The organism is Jatrophihabitans sp., from assembly GCF_046262535.1.
GTDB lineage: Bacteria > Actinomycetota > Actinomycetes > Mycobacteriales > Jatrophihabitantaceae > Jatrophihabitans.
The window spans coordinates 12,602-28,278 of record NZ_JBHEMO010000034.1; the positions used below are offsets into that span (position 1 = coordinate 12,602).

Consider the following 15,677-nt stretch of genomic DNA (forward strand, 5'->3'; position numbering starts at 1 on the left):
GGCTTTGCACCTTTCAGGGCGGTAAATCGGGCCGATTTACCGCCCTGAAAGGTGCAAAGCGGGGGTCAGTGGGTCTTGGCCCAGCGGATCAGCTCGCCGCTCACGAAGTCGGGCACCTCGTTGTGCGGATAGTGGCCGACCCCGTCGAGGACGCGCCACTCGTACGGCCCGCTGACGTACTGCCCCGACCCCTGCGCCGTGCGCGGCAGCACGCAGGAGTCGAAGTCGCCGTGCAGATGAAGGACGGGTGCGGTGATCGGGTTGCGCAGCGACGCCGCGTACTGCCGTCCGTCGCTGCGCACCAGCGACCGAACCGTCCACCGGAAGTGCTCGGCCGCGCAGTAGGACACGGGATGGATCCGCATGGCCTGCGCGTAGCGCTCGACCTCGGCGACGTAGCGCGGCGTGCCACGCCACCGCGGCCCTGACCAGCGGTCGTAGAGCTCGCGCACCCAATGCGAGTCGCGCGAGAGCAGGTGCTCGGCCCGGCGCGGCACCTGGAACGTGCGCAGGATGTAGCTCGACGCGTGACGCTGCTGCGACCCGGCGCCGGGCCGCAGTTCATGCCTCATCCGCAGCGGGTGGGCGGCGCCGAGCACCACCATCGAGCGGACGACGCGCGGGTGCCGGGCGGCGATCGTCCAGGCCAGCGTTCCGCCGACGTCGTTGCCGACGATCATCGCGTCCGACTCGCCGAGCGACGTCACCAGCGCGGCCATGTCGGCGGCGAGGGTCATCGAGTCGTAGCCGCGGGGCGGTTTGTCACTGGCGCCGTACCCGCGCAGGTCGACCGCCACGGCACGGTAGCCGGCGTCGGCCAGATCGGTCAGCTGCTGGTGCCAGCCCCACCAGAACTGCGGAAATCCGTGCAGGAGCAGCACGAGCGGCCCGGTACCGAGCTCGGCCACGTGCAGCGCAATGCCGTTCGCCCGCACCATCCGATGGGTCCACGGTCCGTCGACGAGGACGATCGAGCTGTCGGGTGCACCCGGAAGCGGGCCGAACCCCATGCGGGTTCCTACCCCCGCGATTTCTTCAGGTAGTCGACGGTGTCGCGCGTGGACTTGATGGTCCGCCTCGGTGCCTTGACCTTCTTGACCTTCTTGATGCCGATCCAGACGAACAGCCCGACGATCAGCAGCTGGAGGACGAAGACGATCAGGAAGGCCAGCCACCGGTCCAGGCCCAGCGCGGCGATGCCCTCCGCCAGGGTGAGGAAGGCGAAGATCAACGAGAAGACGAGGACGACGGCCGCGCCGGCGAACAGGCCGATGCCGGTGCCGGCGTTCTTGACCGTGGATCGCAGCTCGAGCTTGGCCAGCTCGATCTCGCCGCGGATCAGCGTCGACAGGTGGGTGGACGCGTCCGACACGAGCTTGCCGACGCTCGGCTCGGCCGCGTGCCTGCCGTTGCTGCTCACCGCCGGCGGCTGCTGCCCGCTCGCCGCCGCGGCCGGCTGACTGGTCGCCGCTCGCGCCGCCGTCGCCGCGGCCGATGTGGTGATCGGGGTGGTCGGAGGCTCGGCCCTGCTGCTCGTGCCGCCCGAGGCGTGCCGGGCCGGGCGGGGGGTGGGTTTCGGGGCCGGGCTCGAGCTCGCCGTCACGGGTCGGCTCCTTCGTCTGGGTACTTCAGCGGGACGTGCGTCGTCCGCATCATTCCAGTCTGCTCCGATACGTGCATCAGCTCGCCGCTGATCCGCTCGTTAGCGTGTAGCCGTGCCCGCCGATCCACTCGCCCCGTTGCTCGACCTGCCCGGAGTCGCGGACGGCGTCACCCGCACGCGGGCCGCGGTCGACGCCTTGCTCGCGAACCGCACTCTGCGGCGACGCTCGGCCGACGTCTCGGCCGAATCGTCACTGCGCGGTGCTTGGGCCTCGGCCTGGTTGGCCGGCGACGACGTGGCGCTGGACGACGTCCGCTCGGGCGCGCTGGCCGACGACCCGGTCGTGCAGGGCGCGCTGCGGGCCCAGTCGGAGATCGGCGCGCTGGCCGACACGTGGACGCGAGCCCCCCGGCAGGCACTGGCGCGCCTGCACGCGCTGGCCGCGACCGACCGGCTGCCGGTCGACGACCTCGGGCGCCCCCGGCCGGGGACCGCGGAGCGCCTGGACACGCTCACCCTCGTACTCGCCACCACGAAGGCGCCGGCCGTCATCGTCGCGGGCATCGTGCACGGCGAGCTGCTCGGCCTCGATGCCTTTCCGCCGGCTTCCGGAATCGTCGCCCGGGCCGCCGTCCGGCTGACGCTGGTCGAGCGCGGCCTCGACCCGAAGTCACTGGTCGTGGTCGAGGCCGGCCATCGCGAGCTGCGCTCGTCCTACGACGAGGCTCTTGCCGGCTACCGGACCGAGACGCCGGAAGGCATCGGGCGGTGGCTCGTGCACTGCGCCGACGCGCTCGTCGCCGGCGCCCAGGAGGCCACCGCCATCTGTGAGGCGATCGCCCGCGGGTGATAGTCAAGCTGGACTATCCTCGCACCCATGTCATCGGCTACCCGCCTGCTCGTCCTCGGCGCCATCCGCATCATGCAACCGGTGCACGGTTACGACGTCCGTCGCGAGCTGGTGAGCTGGCGCCTCGAAGAAGTCGCCAACGTCAAGCCCGGCTCCATCTACAGCGCGATGCGCACCCTCGAGAAGGACGCGTGCATCGCCGTCCACTCCCGCGAGAGCGACGAGTCGCGGCCGGAGCGGACGACCTACGTCCTCACCGGCGAGGGTGAGAAGGAGTTCGGACTGCTCCTGCGTGAAGCGTGGTGGACGGTCAAACCGCCGGCCGTCCCGCTCATCCCGGCGCTAGCGCTGCTTCCGTTCTTCCCGCGCGAAGAGCTGGTCCGCGCCCTGCACGCCCGGATCAGCCTGCTCGACGCGTCGCTCGAGTCAACGGCGTTCATGCGCGCCTCGATCAAGGACGGCGCCGACGGCGCCGACGGGCAGGTGCCCGAGCACGTCCGCGAGATCCTCGACTTCCTGTCCGCGCACACCCGCGCCGAACTGGAGTGGACCCGCGGCTTCCAGAAGCGGGTCCGCGACGGCGCGTACAAGTTCGAGGGCGAACCCGGTTTTCCGCCGCTCGGTCCCGGGCAGGGCGCACAGCGCTAGACGCGCCGCGCGTGTTGTAGTCAAACTTGACTAATGTCGGAGACCTCTGCGAGGCTGCCGCCATGACGGAGAACCCGATGATCACCGCGCGCGGACTGGCGCGCAGCTTCCAGACCAAGTCCGGACCCATCGACGCGGTCAAACCGATCGACCTCGACGTGCGCGCCGGCGAGATCGTGGGCCTGCTCGGACCGAACGGCGCCGGCAAGACGACGACACTGCGCATGCTCACCACGTTGCTGATGCCGAGCGCCGGGAGCGCCACCGTGGCCGGCGCCGATCTCGTCGGTCAGCCGCGCGATGTGCGGCGGCGCATCGGCTACGTCGCCCAGGTCGGCGCCGCACCCAGCGCCGGCACGCTCGTCGGCGAAGAACTGGTGACCCAGGCCCGACTGCAGGGCCTGTCCAAGTCGGCGGCGAGCGAGCGGCTGCGCCAGGTGGCGCCGCGGCTCGACCTCGGCGGGCTCGAGGGCCGGGCGCTGCTCGAGCTGTCGGGCGGCCAGCGCCGTCGCTTCGACGTCGCGCTCGGCCTGATGCACTCGCCCCAGCTAGTTTTCCTCGACGAGCCGACCACGGGATTGGATCCGCAGAGCCGCGCGAACCTCTGGCGGCACATCAAGTCCTTGCGCGATGACGTCGGGCTGACGGTCGTGCTGACCACCCACTACCTGGACGAAGCCGATGCGCTGGCCGACCGGGTCCTCGTCATGGACCACGGGCAGATCGTCGCCAACGACACTCCCGATGCGCTGAAGGCGCGCATCTCCGGCGATGTGGTCACGTTCGGCATCGCCGACGGCGACGACCGGGCGAAGGCGGAGGCGGTCGCGCGGGCCGCGACGGACGTGCGCGAGGTGGTCACCAGTGATTCGGCGGTTCTGGTGACGGTCGACGACGGTGCGGTGGCGGTCGCGCCGCTGCTGCGCGCGCTCGACGCGGCCGGGCTGAGCCCGACGTCCATCACCGTCAACCGCCCGACGCTCGACGACGTCTTCCTGACCCTGACCGGTCACTCACTTCGCGAAGGGAACGAGGTGGCCTGATGATCACCGAAACGCTTGTGATCTTCCAACGGCAACTGCGCATCCTGCTGCGCAACCCCGTCTGGGTGTTCTTCGGCCTGACCCAGCCGATCCTCTATCTGGCCCTGTTCGGACCACTGCTGAAGAACGTCTCGGGCGGTGGGCTGGGCGGCGACGCGGCCTGGCGCATATTCGTCCCGGGGTTGCTGCTGCAGCTGGCGATCTTCGGTGCCGGCTTCGCCGGGTTCGGCATCATCCAGGAACTGCGCGAAGGGGTGATCGACCGGCAGCGGGTGACGCCCGCGCTGCGTACGTCGCTGATCCTCGGTCGCACGCTCAGCAACATGGTGGTGATCGGCGTGCAGGGCATCATCCTGGTGCTGGTGGCCCTGCCGTTCGGGCTGAAGCCGTCGTGGGGCGGCATCGCCTCGTCGCTCGTCCTGATCTGCCTGCTGGCTCTCGGCATCTCGGCCGCGTCCTACGCGATGGGCCTGATCCTCAAGGACGAGGACGCGTTCGCGCCCTTCATCCAGAGCGTTTCCCTGCCGCTGCTTCTCCTGTCCGGTGTGTTGCTCCCGATGTCGCTGGCGCCGGCCTGGCTGCGCCATACCTCCCAGGCCAACCCGCTGACCTACGTCGTCGACGCCACGCGGGCGATGTTTCGCGGGGACTTCGGCGACCACCATGTGTGGGTCGGTGCGCTCGTCACGGTCGGGCTCGGGGCGCTGCTGGCGTGGTGGGGCACGCGCACCTTCCAGCAGCAGAGCGCCTGAGGCGCTGACAGGGCGACGGCGCCGCGAGTTGCTCGAGGCGCCGTCGTCGTGCGCGGGCTTGCGGGTTACCAAGCGTGCCCTCGTGCTGTCAGACGCGGTCCGCAGCGAGGCCGCAGTCCCGCGTCGACTCACCTGTGCGTGGTGGGATCGCCGCGTGGGTGCCCGTCCGTCCGTGCGGGACGCCGTCCGCTGGGGGCTGGACCGCCATCGACGTACGTCGTCCGTAGGCGTATTTGACGCCTGTGACGCGCGTCACGCAAGAGGCGCGCGGCGTGTCACGGCGGGCAATTCGGTCAGGCTCGGTCAGCGCCGGCCGCGACTCGCGGCGCCCGTCGCCGACGTCCGCCGCCGGGCGGTGTACCAAACCAGTCCGGCCGCGGCGACGCCCGCGCCGACGACCGTCGCCGACACGACCGGATGCTCCGGGCGCATACCGGCGATCCGCTCGCGCAGCGGCACGGCGTTGGAGAACGTGAGCTGCGACCAACCGCGCTCGACCGCGATCTTGCGCAGCCCGCGATCGGCGTTGACGGCGAACGGATGCCCGACGGCTTCGAGCATCGGCACGTCGGTGACCGAATCGGAGTACGCGTAGCACCCGGCGAGGTCGTAGCCGCGTTCCTCGGCGAGGTGCAGGACGGCGACTGCCTTCTCCGGCCCGTACGCGTAGCGCTCGATCTCGCCGGTGTACTTGCCCTCGGCGACGACCATCCGCGTCGCCACGACCTCGTCGGCGCCGAGCATGGCACCGATCGGGGCGACGACCTCTTCTCCCGACGTGCTCACGATGACGACGTCGCGGCCCGCTGCCTTGTGCATGGCGATCAGTTCGACGGCCTCGTCGTAGACGATGGGGTCGATGATCTCGTGCAGTGTCTCGGACACGATCTCGCGCACTTGGGCCACGTCCCACCCCGTCGACATGGACGCGAGGTAGGCCCGCATCCGCTCTATCTGGTCGTGGTCGGCGCCGGCGAGGGCGAAGACGAATTGCGCGTAGGCACTGCGCAGCACGGCGCGCCGGTTGATCAGTCCGCCCTGGTAGAACGGCTTGCCGAAGGCGAGCACGCTCGACTTGGCGATGATCGTCTTGTCGAGGTCGAAGAACGCCGCGGTGCGTGCCGGTGGCGGTGCCACGCTCAACCCTCGATTCGCTCGCTCACGGTGGTTGTCTCGGTGCGATTGCTCTGACGAGGATACGGATCGCGCCCCGTCGGCCGTCGCCGCAACTCCCGGAACCGGCGGTCCAATCCGGGCCGCCCGATGTCTGCGGTGGATCTGTCAAGGCGGTCGTCCACACCCACGGACCTCGTCCACAGGTAACTCGCGACGCCGCCGTTCACCGCCTCCGTCCGCTTCGCTGGAGCCATGGGCCAGGTTCTCGCCGTGGTGGGCGGCAGCGGCGGTGTCGGCGCTTCGTCGTTCGCGGCGGTGCTCGCGGCGGTCATCGGCCCGTCGGTGCTCGTCGACCTGGACGTCGCGGGCGGCGGCATCGACGTGGCGTTGGGCATCGAGACCGTGCCCGGAGCGCGCTGGTCGGGACTGCATGTGGCCGGTGGTCACCTGGATCCCGCGGCGCTGGTCGACGGGCTGCCGCGCTGGGGCCCGGTCGCGGTCCTGGCCGCCGATGTCGCCGTCCTCGATCCGGAGGCGGTACTGCAGGTCGTGGCGGCGGCGCGGGCGGTCGGCCCGGTGGTGCTCGATCTGCCGCGAAGCGGCGGCGCCGAACGGGCGGCGGCCTTCTTGCACAGTGATCTCGTCGTCCTGCTCGCTCGAGGTGACGTGCGGGGGCTGGTGGCGGCGAACGCCGTGGCCGCCGCGCTGCCCGAGCTACCGGCCGGCGTCGTAGTGCGCCGCGGTGAGGTCGACGCGGGGCAGGCGGCCCAGATCGTCGGGTGCCCGTTGCTCGGCGCGCTGCCGGCACTGCGCTCGTCACCGTTCGAGCTCGACCCCGGCCGGCTGCCCAGGGCAGCGGCCCGGGTGGCGACTGGCCTGCTGCGCGGCACCGCGCCGATCGGTGCCGACCGGTGAGCACCGGCCCGTATGGAGGCCCTGAGCTGGTCGACCGGGTGCGTCGACGGTTGGCGTCTGGACCCGCGGCTCTCGACGCGGTCGTCCGGTCGGAGTCGAGCGGCATCGTCGACGACGCCGTGTTCGCGGGCCTGCGCGCCGAGGTGGACGCCGAGTTGCACGGCGCCGGACCGCTCGAACCGCTGCTGGCGACACCCGGTGTCACCGACGTGCTGGTCAACGGACCGGACGCTGTCTGGCTCGATCGCGGCGGGGGCATGGAGCGCGCGGCGGTGCAGTTCTCCGGCGAAGCGGCTGTGCGGCGGCTGGCGCAGCGCCTGGTCGCCGGTGCCGGAGCCCGGCTCGACGACGCCTTGCCCTTCGCCGACGCCGTGCTGCCGGACGGCACGCGAGTGCACGCCGTACTGCCGCCACTGGCCGAACACACCACCATCTCGCTGCGCGTGCTCGCGCGGCGCCCGCACGACCTCGACGGGCTGGTGCGGCTGGGCGCGATGACGCCGCTCGTCGCCGACGTCTTCCGCGACCTGGTGGCCGCCCGGCTCGCCGTGGTGATCAGCGGCGGCACCGGGACCGGGAAGACCACGCTGCTCGGTGCGCTTCTGTCGACGGTGCCGCCCGACGAGCGGGTGCTGCTCATCGAGGACGCGCCGGAACTGGTCGTCGTGCATCCGCACGTGGTCCGGCTCGTCGCCCGCGGGGCCAACGTCGAGGGAGCGGGTGCCGTGGGGTTGCGCGAGCTGGTCCGGCAGGCGCTGCGCATGCGGCCGGACCGGCTCGTCGTCGGCGAGTTCCGCGGCGCCGAGATGGTCGAGCTGCTGGTCGCCCTCAACACTGGCCACGAAGGCAGCGCCGCGACGCTGCACGCCAACTCCGCCGCGGACGTACCGGCGCGCTTCGCCGCGCTCGGCGCACTTGCCGGGCTGCCCGGGCCGGCGATGACCAGCCTGGTTGCGAGCGCGGTCGATGTCGTGGTGCACCTGCGTCGCGGCCGGGATGCCCGGCGCACCGTCGCCGAGATCGGCCTGCTCGCCCGGGCCGGAGACGAGTTGGTGGTGGAATCGGCGTGGTCGGCGGTGCGTGGCGACCAGCCGGCCGCCGACCGGCTGCGCCGACTGCTCGCGGCCCGGGCACGCTGATGACGCCGTTGACGTGGTTGGCGATGGCCGTCGCCGCCGCGATCGCGGGCCGAATCTCGTCCTCGTCGGCCCGCATCCGGGCTCTTGCGGCAGCTGGCCGGTTGGCGGCTTTCGAGCCGGACGAACGGGCACCGGTCCGGGCTGCGGCTCGGGTCCGGCTCGGCCGGTGCGGTCGCTGGCTCGCGCCTGTGGTGGTGTGGAGCGGCGTTGCGGTGGTCGTGGCCCTCGCCGGTCCGACCCTCGGCATCGCCGCTTCCGCGGTCGGTTGGACCGCGACCGTGGTCGGTCGGGATGTCGTCGCCGCCCGGGTCGCGGCGGGTCGCCGGCGCGACCTCAGCGCTGCCGTGCGGGTGCTGATCGCCGAGCTCGAGTCCGGCGCGCGGGCCTCGGCGGCGCTGCGGGCAGCGGGCGAGGTCGCGCCGACCTATGGGGCGCTCTTCTCCAGTGCGGCGTCGGCCGCAGCGGGGGCCCACGACGCCGGGACAGTGCTCGTGTCGCACCGTGACACCCGCGGGATCGGGCTCGCCTGGCGCCTCGGCGAGAGCACCGGTGCGGCTCTGGCCGGCGTGCTCGGGCGGGTCGGGGCCGATCTGGCCGACGGCGAGGAGCAGCGCCGGACCGTCGGGATCGCGCTGGCCGGTCCGCGCGCGTCGGCCGCTCTGTTGACGGGCCTGCCGCTGCTCGGCATCGGGTTGGGCGCCGCGATGGGCGCACGGCCGTGGGAGTTTCTCCTCGGGTCGCCGGCCGGGCGCATCGTCTGCTGCGTCGGCGTCGTCCTGGACGCCACGGGCGTGCTGTGGATGCGCCGGATCCTGCGCCGCGCGCAGCGCCGATGACCGGCGCGCTCACCTGGCTGCTCGTCGGCAGCAGCGTGCTGTTCGTGCCATCGCCGCGCCGCCGCGGCGACGGACCAGGCGATGAAGCCGACCGTGCCGCTCGCCGGGGGGCCGCCCGAGCGCGCGCGGCGGTCGGGCTGGCGGTCGGTGCGGCCGGCGCCGGGTGCCTGGCCGCGCTGGGTCTGCGCACCGGCGTGCTCGCGGCCGCGGTCGTCTGCCCGTCGGTCGCAGTCCTCCAGCGATGGCTGCCGCGCCGGCCGAGCCGTCCGGACCTCGACGACGAGCTTCCTCTCGTCCTCGACCTCGCGGCGGCCGCGCTGCGCAGCGGTCGACCGGTTGCCGATGCGCTCGCGCTGGCCGCGCCCGCCGCGGGACCGGACACCGCAACCACGCTGCTGCGGGTTGCCGGCCTGTCACGTCTCGGCGCCGACGCCGCGCAGGCCTGGTCCGGAGTTCCGCGAGCCGGACCCCTCGGCGAACTCGCCGGCGTGGCGGTGCGCAGCGCGGCCAGCGGGATCAAGCTGGCCGCCGCCCTCGAACGGTTGGCGACGCAGCTGCGCGCCGAAGGTCGTGCGGCGGCCGCCGCCCGGGCGGCCCGGTCCGGTGTAACGGCGATGGCGCCGCTGGCGGCCTGCTTCCTGCCGTCCTTCGTGTGCCTGGGTGTGATCCCGGTCATCGTCGGGGTGGCCAAGAGCGCATTCGGCGTCCTGCCGTGAGGTCTTAGACGCCCGCAACCCGCCCCCACTAAGGGTTTTACCGCCCTTAGGGGCCGGACCAGATCAGATGGATCCGCGGCAGTAGGCAAAGTCCCGATGCCCGCAGGTGGCCCTTACGACGATCGTTGTCGGTGTCAGAGAACCAGCAGCAGCGGAGGACACCATGAACGTCTACATCGCCGACAGCATCGCTCGCCAACACGCCGACGCCGTGCGCGCCGACGCGTCCGCTGCGCGTCGCCTGGCCCGAGCCCGCAAGAGCCGGACCGCGCGCACCGCGCGCCCCGCCGCCTCGGCCAACGCCGACTCCGGCGCACCGTCGCCGTCCACCTCGCGCCGGGGAGCGGCCGTCGCTCACGTCGTCGCGCGGCCGTTCAGCGCGGCCCACAGCTGGCTGGCGGCCGGCGAGCTCTGAGGCCGTCCGGACCGTGCGGTCAGCCCGTTCCGACGACGTGATCAGCCACAAGGACGAACAACTCGGTCGAGCGTTCGATCAGCTCCTCGCGGCTGATCGCGAGGTCACCACGCACCCACGCGGTCAGCGTCTCGGCGAGGCCGCCGAGCAGGTGCGCGGCGGCGAAGTCGGCCCACGTGCCGATCCGCAGCGCCGTCGCCGACCCGTAGAACTCGTGCGCCTGGGCCACGATCAGCCCGACGAAACTGCGCCCGACCTCCGCCCGGCGTGAGTTGAGCGCCGCGGCGGCCAGCGGTTCGACGAAGACGATGCGCGTCTTGCGGGGGTCGTCGGTGAGCAACTCCACCGCCGCCGCGATGGCAGCCCGCGCCTTGGCCCGGGCATCGTCGGCCGCAGCGGCGACCGCGGCGACGATGACGGCGGTCAGCTCGGCCATCACCTCGTCGAAGACCGCGACCAGCACGTCCTCCGAGCTGGCGAAACTCTCGTAGAAATAGCGCTCGTTCAGCCCGGCCTGCGAGCACAAACCGCCGACGGTCAGCCGGGCGGCGCCCTGCGTTCCCACGATCTCGACGCCGGCGGCCACCAAAGCGACGCGCCGCTGCCCCCGCCGCTGCTCGGCCGGAATCCCGCCGTACGAGCGGGAGGCAGCCATGCGCCAATTGTGGCAGGGCCTCTTGCCAGATCCAATCGAATGCCGGATTCTCGGGGTAGCGCAATGTGGCGAACCGCCATGCCAGATTCCGGAGGTGCCGCGTGCCGGGCTACTTCGAGGCCGACTCGATGGCCGTGCGGGTCATGAGCAACCGTGCCGTCGGCCTGTCCTACGGCCAACGCGCGCTCGTCATCGGGGCCGTCCACCCGCGGCTCTACGTCGGCACTGTCCAGCACACCGAGCACCGCGAAACCCCGTACAACCGGTTGATGCTCACCGCCCGGCTGTTCGAGGCGGTCTTTCTGGGGACCAAGGACGAGGCCGACCGCGCGCTCGAGTTCACCCGGCGCAAGCACGTGACGGTGGTCGGGGCGATGCCCGAGGACGCCGGTCCGCACTACCCGGCCGGCACGCCGTACAGCGCCTCCGACCCGCACCTGATGTACATGACGATGGCCTTCACCTTCGACTCCGTGCACCACATGCAGAACCTGCTGGTGCGCCAGCTCTCGGCCGACGAGAGCGAAGGGCTGTGGCAGGACTTCGTGCGCTGGGCGGAGCTGTTCGGCATGCCGCGCTCGGCCGCGCCGGCCAGCTACCCGGAGTTCCGCGCCGCCTTCGACGCCTACCTCGCCTCCGACAAGCCCTACCTGACTGACGAGGCCCGCGTGGTCGGCAGCTATCTCGCCGGCGCGAAGCGCGGCGACTACGACATGGCGCCGCCGCTGCGCCCGCTGTTCCGGGTCATCGACGTGCTGGTGAAGGGCAGCCTGCCGGCGTCCGTCCGCGACCTCTACGGCTTCCGGTGGACGCCCGCGCACGAAGCGGCCTTCCGCGGGGCGGTCCAGGGAGCCCGCGCGCTCTACGTCCAGCCGCCGCGGTTCGTGCCCCGTCCGCTCGCCCCGATCCTGCGCGGGCCCAACCATCAAGCGTTCAAGATCATCGCCAAGCGCGAACGGCACCAGCTGAAGCGCGGCCGGTTCAGCATGCCCGAGGTGTCGGCTCCGCCGGGGCGTTAGGGGTCAGCCGGCCCGGTCGGCGTGCTGACGGCGGTGGAGCTCACGGACCTGGTCGGCCAGCTCGGGGGCCGGACCGTCGACCTCGATGCCGGGGACCAGGTCGTTGATCGCGAGGCCGCGCACGGGCGAGGCCGGCGCGCCCAGCTCGGCCCGCCAGCCGGTCAGCTGCTCGGACGAGGACGCGTAGACGATCCGGCCGAGGCCCACCCAGCCGTGCGCCGCAGCGCACATGGGGCAATGCTCGCCCGAGGTGTACATCGTCGTCGCCGCCCGGTCGCCGGGCGCGACGTGCCCGGCGGCCCAGCGGGCGAGCTCGAACTCCGGGTGGCGGGTCGGGTCGGCGAGCGAGGTCTCGCGGTTGCGGTCCTCGTGCAGCACGGTGCCGTCGGCAGCGACCAGGACCGAACCGAACGGATCGTCGCCGGCCGCCAGCGCCTCGGCCGCCAACTCGACGCAGCGGCGCAGGTGGGGCAGATCCGTGTCGGTAACCATCGGGCTTCCTCTCGTTCAGGGACAGCGACTCATCAGAGCACTGCCACGGCTCACCGCTCCGGTCATTTTTCCGGCCGGGGCCGCCGGCGGTCAGCGCAGCAGCTTGCGCATCACCACGCGTGGTTGGCCACCGCTGCGGCCGGCCGTGGCCGCGGCCCGCTCGAACCCGGCCCGTTCGAAGAGTTGCACGGTGCCGACGTAGCCGGAGATGACGTCGACGCGCCCGTCCCCGTCGTCGACCGGGTAGCCCTCAACGGCTTGCGCGCCGTGGTCCAGTGCGTGCTGGACGGCACCGTCGAGCAGATGGTGCATCAGTCCGTGCTTGCGGTATCCGGCCCGTACGACGAAACAGACCGCGACCCAGGTGTCGGGGTCGTCCGGGGCGGGGATGGTGCGCGAGTTGACGAGTCGCCGGTAGGTGGCGCGGGGGGCAATGGAGCACCAGCCGGCGACGTCGTCGTCCACATAGACCAGCACGCCCGGGCCCGGCTCGGTGTCACATGCCGCCCGCATGTACTCCGGCCGCTCGAGTGCGGGGACCCGGCTGTCGCGGTAGGCCATGCACCAGCAACCGCGCGCGTCGGGCCGCCGCCTACCGACGACCGCGGCGAAGTCGTCGAAACGGTTGATCGCCGGCCGGACGTCGATCCTTGGTTCGTGGTCGGTCGGAAACCGGAGCTTCCCAGGCATGTCCGCAACGTAGCGACCACGTCCGACCACGGGCGACCACGGGCGAGCTCGCGCTAGCACGAAACGGGATCGGGACGTCCGGCGCCGTCCACAAGGGCGGTCCTCCTCCACAGATCTTTTTGCGCGCGGCGCCGCGGGTTCGCCCACTGCTTCGCTGGCGGCATGACTCTTCTCAAGCGACTGGCGCGCCGTCTGCGCGTCAGCGTCGACGCCGGAATGTCCACCGCCGAGTACGCCGTCGGCACGGTCGCTGCGGTCGGATTCGCGGTCGTCCTCTACAAAGTGGTCCGCAGCTCGGCCGTCTCGTCGGCGCTGACCTCGCTGGTCAACTCGGCGCTGCATGCGATCTGATCGCTGCCGCCGGTGGCGTCGCGACTCGGGCATGGTGACCGCCGAACTGGCATCCTGCCTGCCGGTGCTCGTGCTCATCCTGGCCGTGGCGCTGACGGCGGTCTCGGCCGTGGGCGCGCGGGTGCGGCTGCAGGACGCCGCCCGTGAAGCAGCACGGGCGGCCGCCCGCGGTGACCGGGCCGCCGCGTCGCGACTCGCCGCCCGGGCGGCTCCGGGCGCCGCCGTCAGCATCAACAGCGGCACGACGGAGGTGGTCGCGGTCGTCCGCGGCCACGTGCATCCGCTGGGCGGCTGGCTCCCGGCGCTGGCGATCACGGAGCGTGCGGTCGCGGCCGTCGAGCCCTCGGCCGCATCGCCGTGAGCGCCCGACGCGCCGAGCACGACCGGGGGTCGGCGGTCATCTGGGTCGTGTCCTGCTGCGTGCTGCTGACGGTGGCCGCCACGGTGGCCACCGTGCGGACGCTGGCCGTGCTGGCCCGGCATCGGGCGGAGGCCGGTGCGGACCTGGCTGCGCTCGCGGCCGCGGGCCGGATCGGGCGAGACGACGCCGAGGCCTGCCCGGCCGCGGCGCGCATCGCCGACCGGAACTGGGTCCGCCTGGTCAGCTGCGACGTGCGTCTGGCCCCCGACGGCCGGAGCGGACAGGTCCTCGTACGGGTCGAGCTGCGGGCCCGGTTACCGCTGGTCGGGCCGCGAGCGGTGGCCGCCTCGGCCCGTGGGGCCCGGCTGCCGAGCGCGCCCGGACGGCGCCGATCGACCCGAGCCACGGCCGCCGCCTCGCGGCCGCCCTCGGATCCCTACGGTCCTCGCTCGCCACCGTCGGTCCCTGTGGCATGCTGGCTTCCGTCGTCCGAACGGGCGCCACCATGACGCTGTGCACCGGACGGAAGGACGAGCGTGGACATCTCGGTCTCTCAGACAACTGCCGGCGATGTCCCCATCGTGGCCGTGAGCGGCGAGGTCGACGTGTACTCCGCTCCGGCGCTGAAGGACAACATCACCGAGATCCTGCAGTCCGGCGTCACCACGCTGATCGTCGACCTCAGCGCAGTGGCCTTCCTCGACTCGACCGGGCTGGGCGCACTGGTCGAGGCGCGCGCGGCCACGAGCGACGCCGGGGGTTCCATGCCCCTCGTCTGCAGCCAGGAACGCATCCTCAAGTTGTTCACGATCACGGGTCTGGACGGTGTGTTCACCATCTACCCGAGCATCGGCGATGCGGTCGCCGGCCTTCGCGGCTGACCAGACTCCTCCCGCCGGACCACCCGGCGGTGCTACCGCCCGGTAGGCCGGGCTAAACTCCGCCAGTCGGCGCCGGGGCGTGACACACGCCTGGGGCGCAACCTTTCGCCGCCGAACCGCTGTAACCGGCGTCGGAACTCGTAACGAATCAAGGGGAGTTGTATGGCCTCGCACGACACCGCCCTGGCGGATATCTCATCCGGCCAGAAGGGGCTGGTAGCGGTGATCGGGCTGATCGCCCTCGCTGCGCTCGTCTACGCCTTCATCCTGGTGAAGGAGGTGCTCAAGGCCGACCAGGGCACGCCGAAGATGCAGGAGATCGCGAAGGCGGTCCAAGAGGGTGCGGCTGCCTACCTCAACCGGCAGTTCCGGACGCTCGCCGTCTTCTCCGTCATCGTTTTCGTGCTGCTGTTCCTGCTGCCCGTCAACGAGGGCGGCACCAGCGTCCGGGTCGGGCGGGCACTGTTCTTCCTCGTCGGTGCCTCCTTCTCGGCCGCGGTCGGCTACATCGGCATGACGATGGCGACGCGCGCGAACGTGCGGGTGGCCTCGGCGGCCCGCGGGGGTGGCCGCGAACGCGGCTTCCACATCGCGTTCCGCACCGGCGGCATCGTCGGCATGCTCACCGTCGGTCTCGGCCTGCTGGGCGCCTCGATCGTGCTGCTCGTCTACAACGAGCACGCACCGGTCGTCCTCGAGGGCTTCGGCTTCGGCGGCGCCCTGCTCGCCATGTTCATGCGTGTCGGTGGCGGCATCTTCACCAAGGCCGCTGACGTCGGCGCCGACCTCGTCGGCAAGGTCGAGGCGGGCATTCCCGAGGACGACCCGCGCAACGCCGCCACCATCGCCGACAACGTCGGTGACAACGTCGGTGACTGCGCCGGCATGGCGGCCGACCTGTTCGAGTCTTACGCGGTGACCCTCGTGGCCGCGCTGATCCTCGGCCAGACGGCGTTCGGCGCCAAGGGCCTGCTGCTTCCCTTGATCATCGGCGGCATCGGCATCATCAGCTCGGTGGTCGGCGTGCTCACCACGAAGCTGCGCGCGTCGGACCGCAACGGCCTCGTGCCGATCAACCGCGGATTCGTCATTTCGGCCGTCGTGTCACTGGTCCTCGTCGCGATCGCGGCGTTCACCTACCTGCCGAGCGGCTTCAGCGGCTTCCACGACATCAACGCCGGCAGCGTCGACGGCA

Annotated in this window: 21 protein-coding genes; 15 read left to right on the forward strand and 6 right to left on the reverse strand. The window is 72.0% G+C overall.

What is annotated here, in order from left to right:
- Nucleotides 1-65 precede the first annotated feature (65 nt).
- Nucleotides 66-1,010, reverse strand: a complete 945-nt coding sequence (locus ABR571_RS05470) for an alpha/beta fold hydrolase (RefSeq protein ID WP_409452177.1) — start codon at nucleotides 1,008-1,010, stop codon at nucleotides 66-68.
- Nucleotides 1,011-1,018: 8 nt separating this feature from the next.
- Nucleotides 1,019-1,603 carry a phage holin family protein gene (locus ABR571_RS05475; RefSeq protein WP_409452178.1) on the reverse strand — a complete coding sequence of 195 codons (585 nt, stop codon included), beginning with the start codon at nucleotides 1,601-1,603 and terminating at the stop codon, nucleotides 1,019-1,021.
- Nucleotides 1,604-1,715: 112 nt separating this feature from the next.
- Here ABR571_RS05475 and ABR571_RS05480 point away from each other — a divergent pair, with 112 nt between their 5' ends.
- From ABR571_RS05480 to ABR571_RS05495, 4 genes are all read left to right on the forward strand, one after another.
- Entirely contained in the window at nucleotides 1,716-2,453 is a 738-nt protein-coding gene (locus ABR571_RS05480; protein ID WP_409452179.1) for an oxidoreductase, read from the forward strand.
- 27 nt (nucleotides 2,454-2,480) lie between these two features.
- Nucleotides 2,481-3,101 carry a PadR family transcriptional regulator gene (locus tag ABR571_RS05485; RefSeq protein ID WP_409452180.1) on the forward strand — a complete coding sequence of 207 codons (621 nt, stop codon included), beginning with the start codon at nucleotides 2,481-2,483 and terminating at the stop codon, nucleotides 3,099-3,101.
- Between the two features lie 77 nt (nucleotides 3,102-3,178).
- Nucleotides 3,179-4,144 (forward strand): ATP-binding cassette domain-containing protein, encoded by a 966-nt coding sequence (locus ABR571_RS05490; protein ID WP_409452197.1) that lies wholly within the window; start codon nucleotides 3,179-3,181, stop codon nucleotides 4,142-4,144.
- Entirely contained in the window at nucleotides 4,144-4,896 is a 753-nt protein-coding gene (locus tag ABR571_RS05495) for an ABC transporter permease (RefSeq protein ID WP_409452181.1), read from the forward strand. The genes ABR571_RS05490 and ABR571_RS05495 overlap by 1 nt, the downstream gene beginning before the upstream one ends.
- Nucleotides 4,897-5,199: 303 nt before the next feature.
- On the opposite strand, the gene ABR571_RS05500 is transcribed toward ABR571_RS05495, so the two are convergent.
- Nucleotides 5,200-6,039: an HAD family hydrolase gene (locus ABR571_RS05500; RefSeq protein ID WP_409452182.1), complete on the reverse strand. Its 840-nt coding sequence runs from the start codon at nucleotides 6,037-6,039 to the stop codon at nucleotides 5,200-5,202.
- 225 nt (nucleotides 6,040-6,264) lie between these two features.
- On the opposite strand from ABR571_RS05500, the gene ABR571_RS05505 reads away from it, so the two are divergent.
- From ABR571_RS05505 to ABR571_RS05525, 5 genes are all read left to right on the forward strand, one after another.
- Nucleotides 6,265-6,927 carry a pilus assembly protein FlpE gene (locus tag ABR571_RS05505; protein ID WP_409452183.1) on the forward strand — a complete coding sequence of 221 codons (663 nt, stop codon included), beginning with the start codon at nucleotides 6,265-6,267 and terminating at the stop codon, nucleotides 6,925-6,927.
- Complete coding sequence (locus ABR571_RS05510) at nucleotides 6,924-8,066, forward strand: TadA family conjugal transfer-associated ATPase (protein WP_409452184.1); 1,143 nt, start codon at nucleotides 6,924-6,926, stop codon at nucleotides 8,064-8,066. The genes ABR571_RS05505 and ABR571_RS05510 overlap by 4 nt, the downstream gene beginning before the upstream one ends.
- Nucleotides 8,066-8,902 (forward strand): type II secretion system F family protein, encoded by an 837-nt coding sequence (locus tag ABR571_RS05515; RefSeq protein WP_409452185.1) that lies wholly within the window; start codon nucleotides 8,066-8,068, stop codon nucleotides 8,900-8,902. Before ABR571_RS05510 ends, ABR571_RS05515 begins: the two co-directional genes overlap by 1 nt.
- Nucleotides 8,899-9,618, forward strand: coding sequence for a type II secretion system F family protein (locus tag ABR571_RS05520; RefSeq protein ID WP_409452186.1), 720 nt, complete (start codon nucleotides 8,899-8,901; stop codon nucleotides 9,616-9,618). The genes ABR571_RS05515 and ABR571_RS05520 overlap by 4 nt, the downstream gene beginning before the upstream one ends.
- Nucleotides 9,619-9,781: 163 nt before the next feature.
- Nucleotides 9,782-10,033 (forward strand): hypothetical protein, encoded by a 252-nt coding sequence (locus tag ABR571_RS05525; RefSeq protein WP_409452187.1) that lies wholly within the window; start codon nucleotides 9,782-9,784, stop codon nucleotides 10,031-10,033.
- A gap of 19 nt (nucleotides 10,034-10,052) precedes the next feature.
- On the opposite strand, the gene ABR571_RS05530 is transcribed toward ABR571_RS05525, so the two are convergent.
- Nucleotides 10,053-10,688 (reverse strand): TetR/AcrR family transcriptional regulator, encoded by a 636-nt coding sequence (locus ABR571_RS05530; protein ID WP_409452188.1) that lies wholly within the window; start codon nucleotides 10,686-10,688, stop codon nucleotides 10,053-10,055.
- Nucleotides 10,689-10,789: 101 nt separating this feature from the next.
- Here ABR571_RS05530 and ABR571_RS05535 point away from each other — a divergent pair, with 101 nt between their 5' ends.
- Nucleotides 10,790-11,707 carry an oxygenase MpaB family protein gene (locus tag ABR571_RS05535; protein WP_409452189.1) on the forward strand — a complete coding sequence of 306 codons (918 nt, stop codon included), beginning with the start codon at nucleotides 10,790-10,792 and terminating at the stop codon, nucleotides 11,705-11,707.
- 3 nt (nucleotides 11,708-11,710) lie between these two features.
- Here the strand turns inward: ABR571_RS05535 and ABR571_RS05540 are convergent, their stop codons facing one another.
- Nucleotides 11,711-12,199 (reverse strand): nucleoside deaminase, encoded by a 489-nt coding sequence (locus tag ABR571_RS05540; protein ID WP_409452190.1) that lies wholly within the window; start codon nucleotides 12,197-12,199, stop codon nucleotides 11,711-11,713.
- Between the two features lie 90 nt (nucleotides 12,200-12,289).
- Nucleotides 12,290-12,889, reverse strand: a complete 600-nt coding sequence (locus tag ABR571_RS05545; protein WP_409452191.1) for a GNAT family N-acetyltransferase — start codon at nucleotides 12,887-12,889, stop codon at nucleotides 12,290-12,292.
- A 162-nt stretch (nucleotides 12,890-13,051) separates the two neighbouring features.
- On the opposite strand from ABR571_RS05545, the gene ABR571_RS05550 reads away from it, so the two are divergent.
- The 5 genes from ABR571_RS05550 to ABR571_RS05570 form a co-directional block, all read left to right on the forward strand.
- A complete protein-coding gene (locus tag ABR571_RS05550) occupies nucleotides 13,052-13,240 on the forward strand; it encodes a DUF4244 domain-containing protein (RefSeq protein ID WP_409452192.1) in 189 nt (62 codons plus the stop codon).
- Nucleotides 13,230-13,601: a TadE family type IV pilus minor pilin gene (locus ABR571_RS05555; RefSeq protein WP_409452193.1), complete on the forward strand. Its 372-nt coding sequence runs from the start codon at nucleotides 13,230-13,232 to the stop codon at nucleotides 13,599-13,601. Before ABR571_RS05550 ends, ABR571_RS05555 begins: the two co-directional genes overlap by 11 nt.
- Nucleotides 13,598-14,110, forward strand: a complete 513-nt coding sequence (locus ABR571_RS05560; protein ID WP_409452194.1) for an Rv3654c family TadE-like protein — start codon at nucleotides 13,598-13,600, stop codon at nucleotides 14,108-14,110. Before ABR571_RS05555 ends, ABR571_RS05560 begins: the two co-directional genes overlap by 4 nt.
- A gap of 27 nt (nucleotides 14,111-14,137) precedes the next feature.
- On the forward strand, nucleotides 14,138-14,482 hold the full coding sequence (locus tag ABR571_RS05565) for an STAS domain-containing protein (protein ID WP_409452195.1): 345 nt from the start codon (nucleotides 14,138-14,140) through the stop codon (nucleotides 14,480-14,482).
- A gap of 162 nt (nucleotides 14,483-14,644) precedes the next feature.
- Nucleotides 14,645-15,677, forward strand: a 1,033-nt coding sequence (locus tag ABR571_RS05570; RefSeq protein ID WP_409452196.1) for a sodium/proton-translocating pyrophosphatase, incomplete at its 3' end; no start/stop codon positions are given.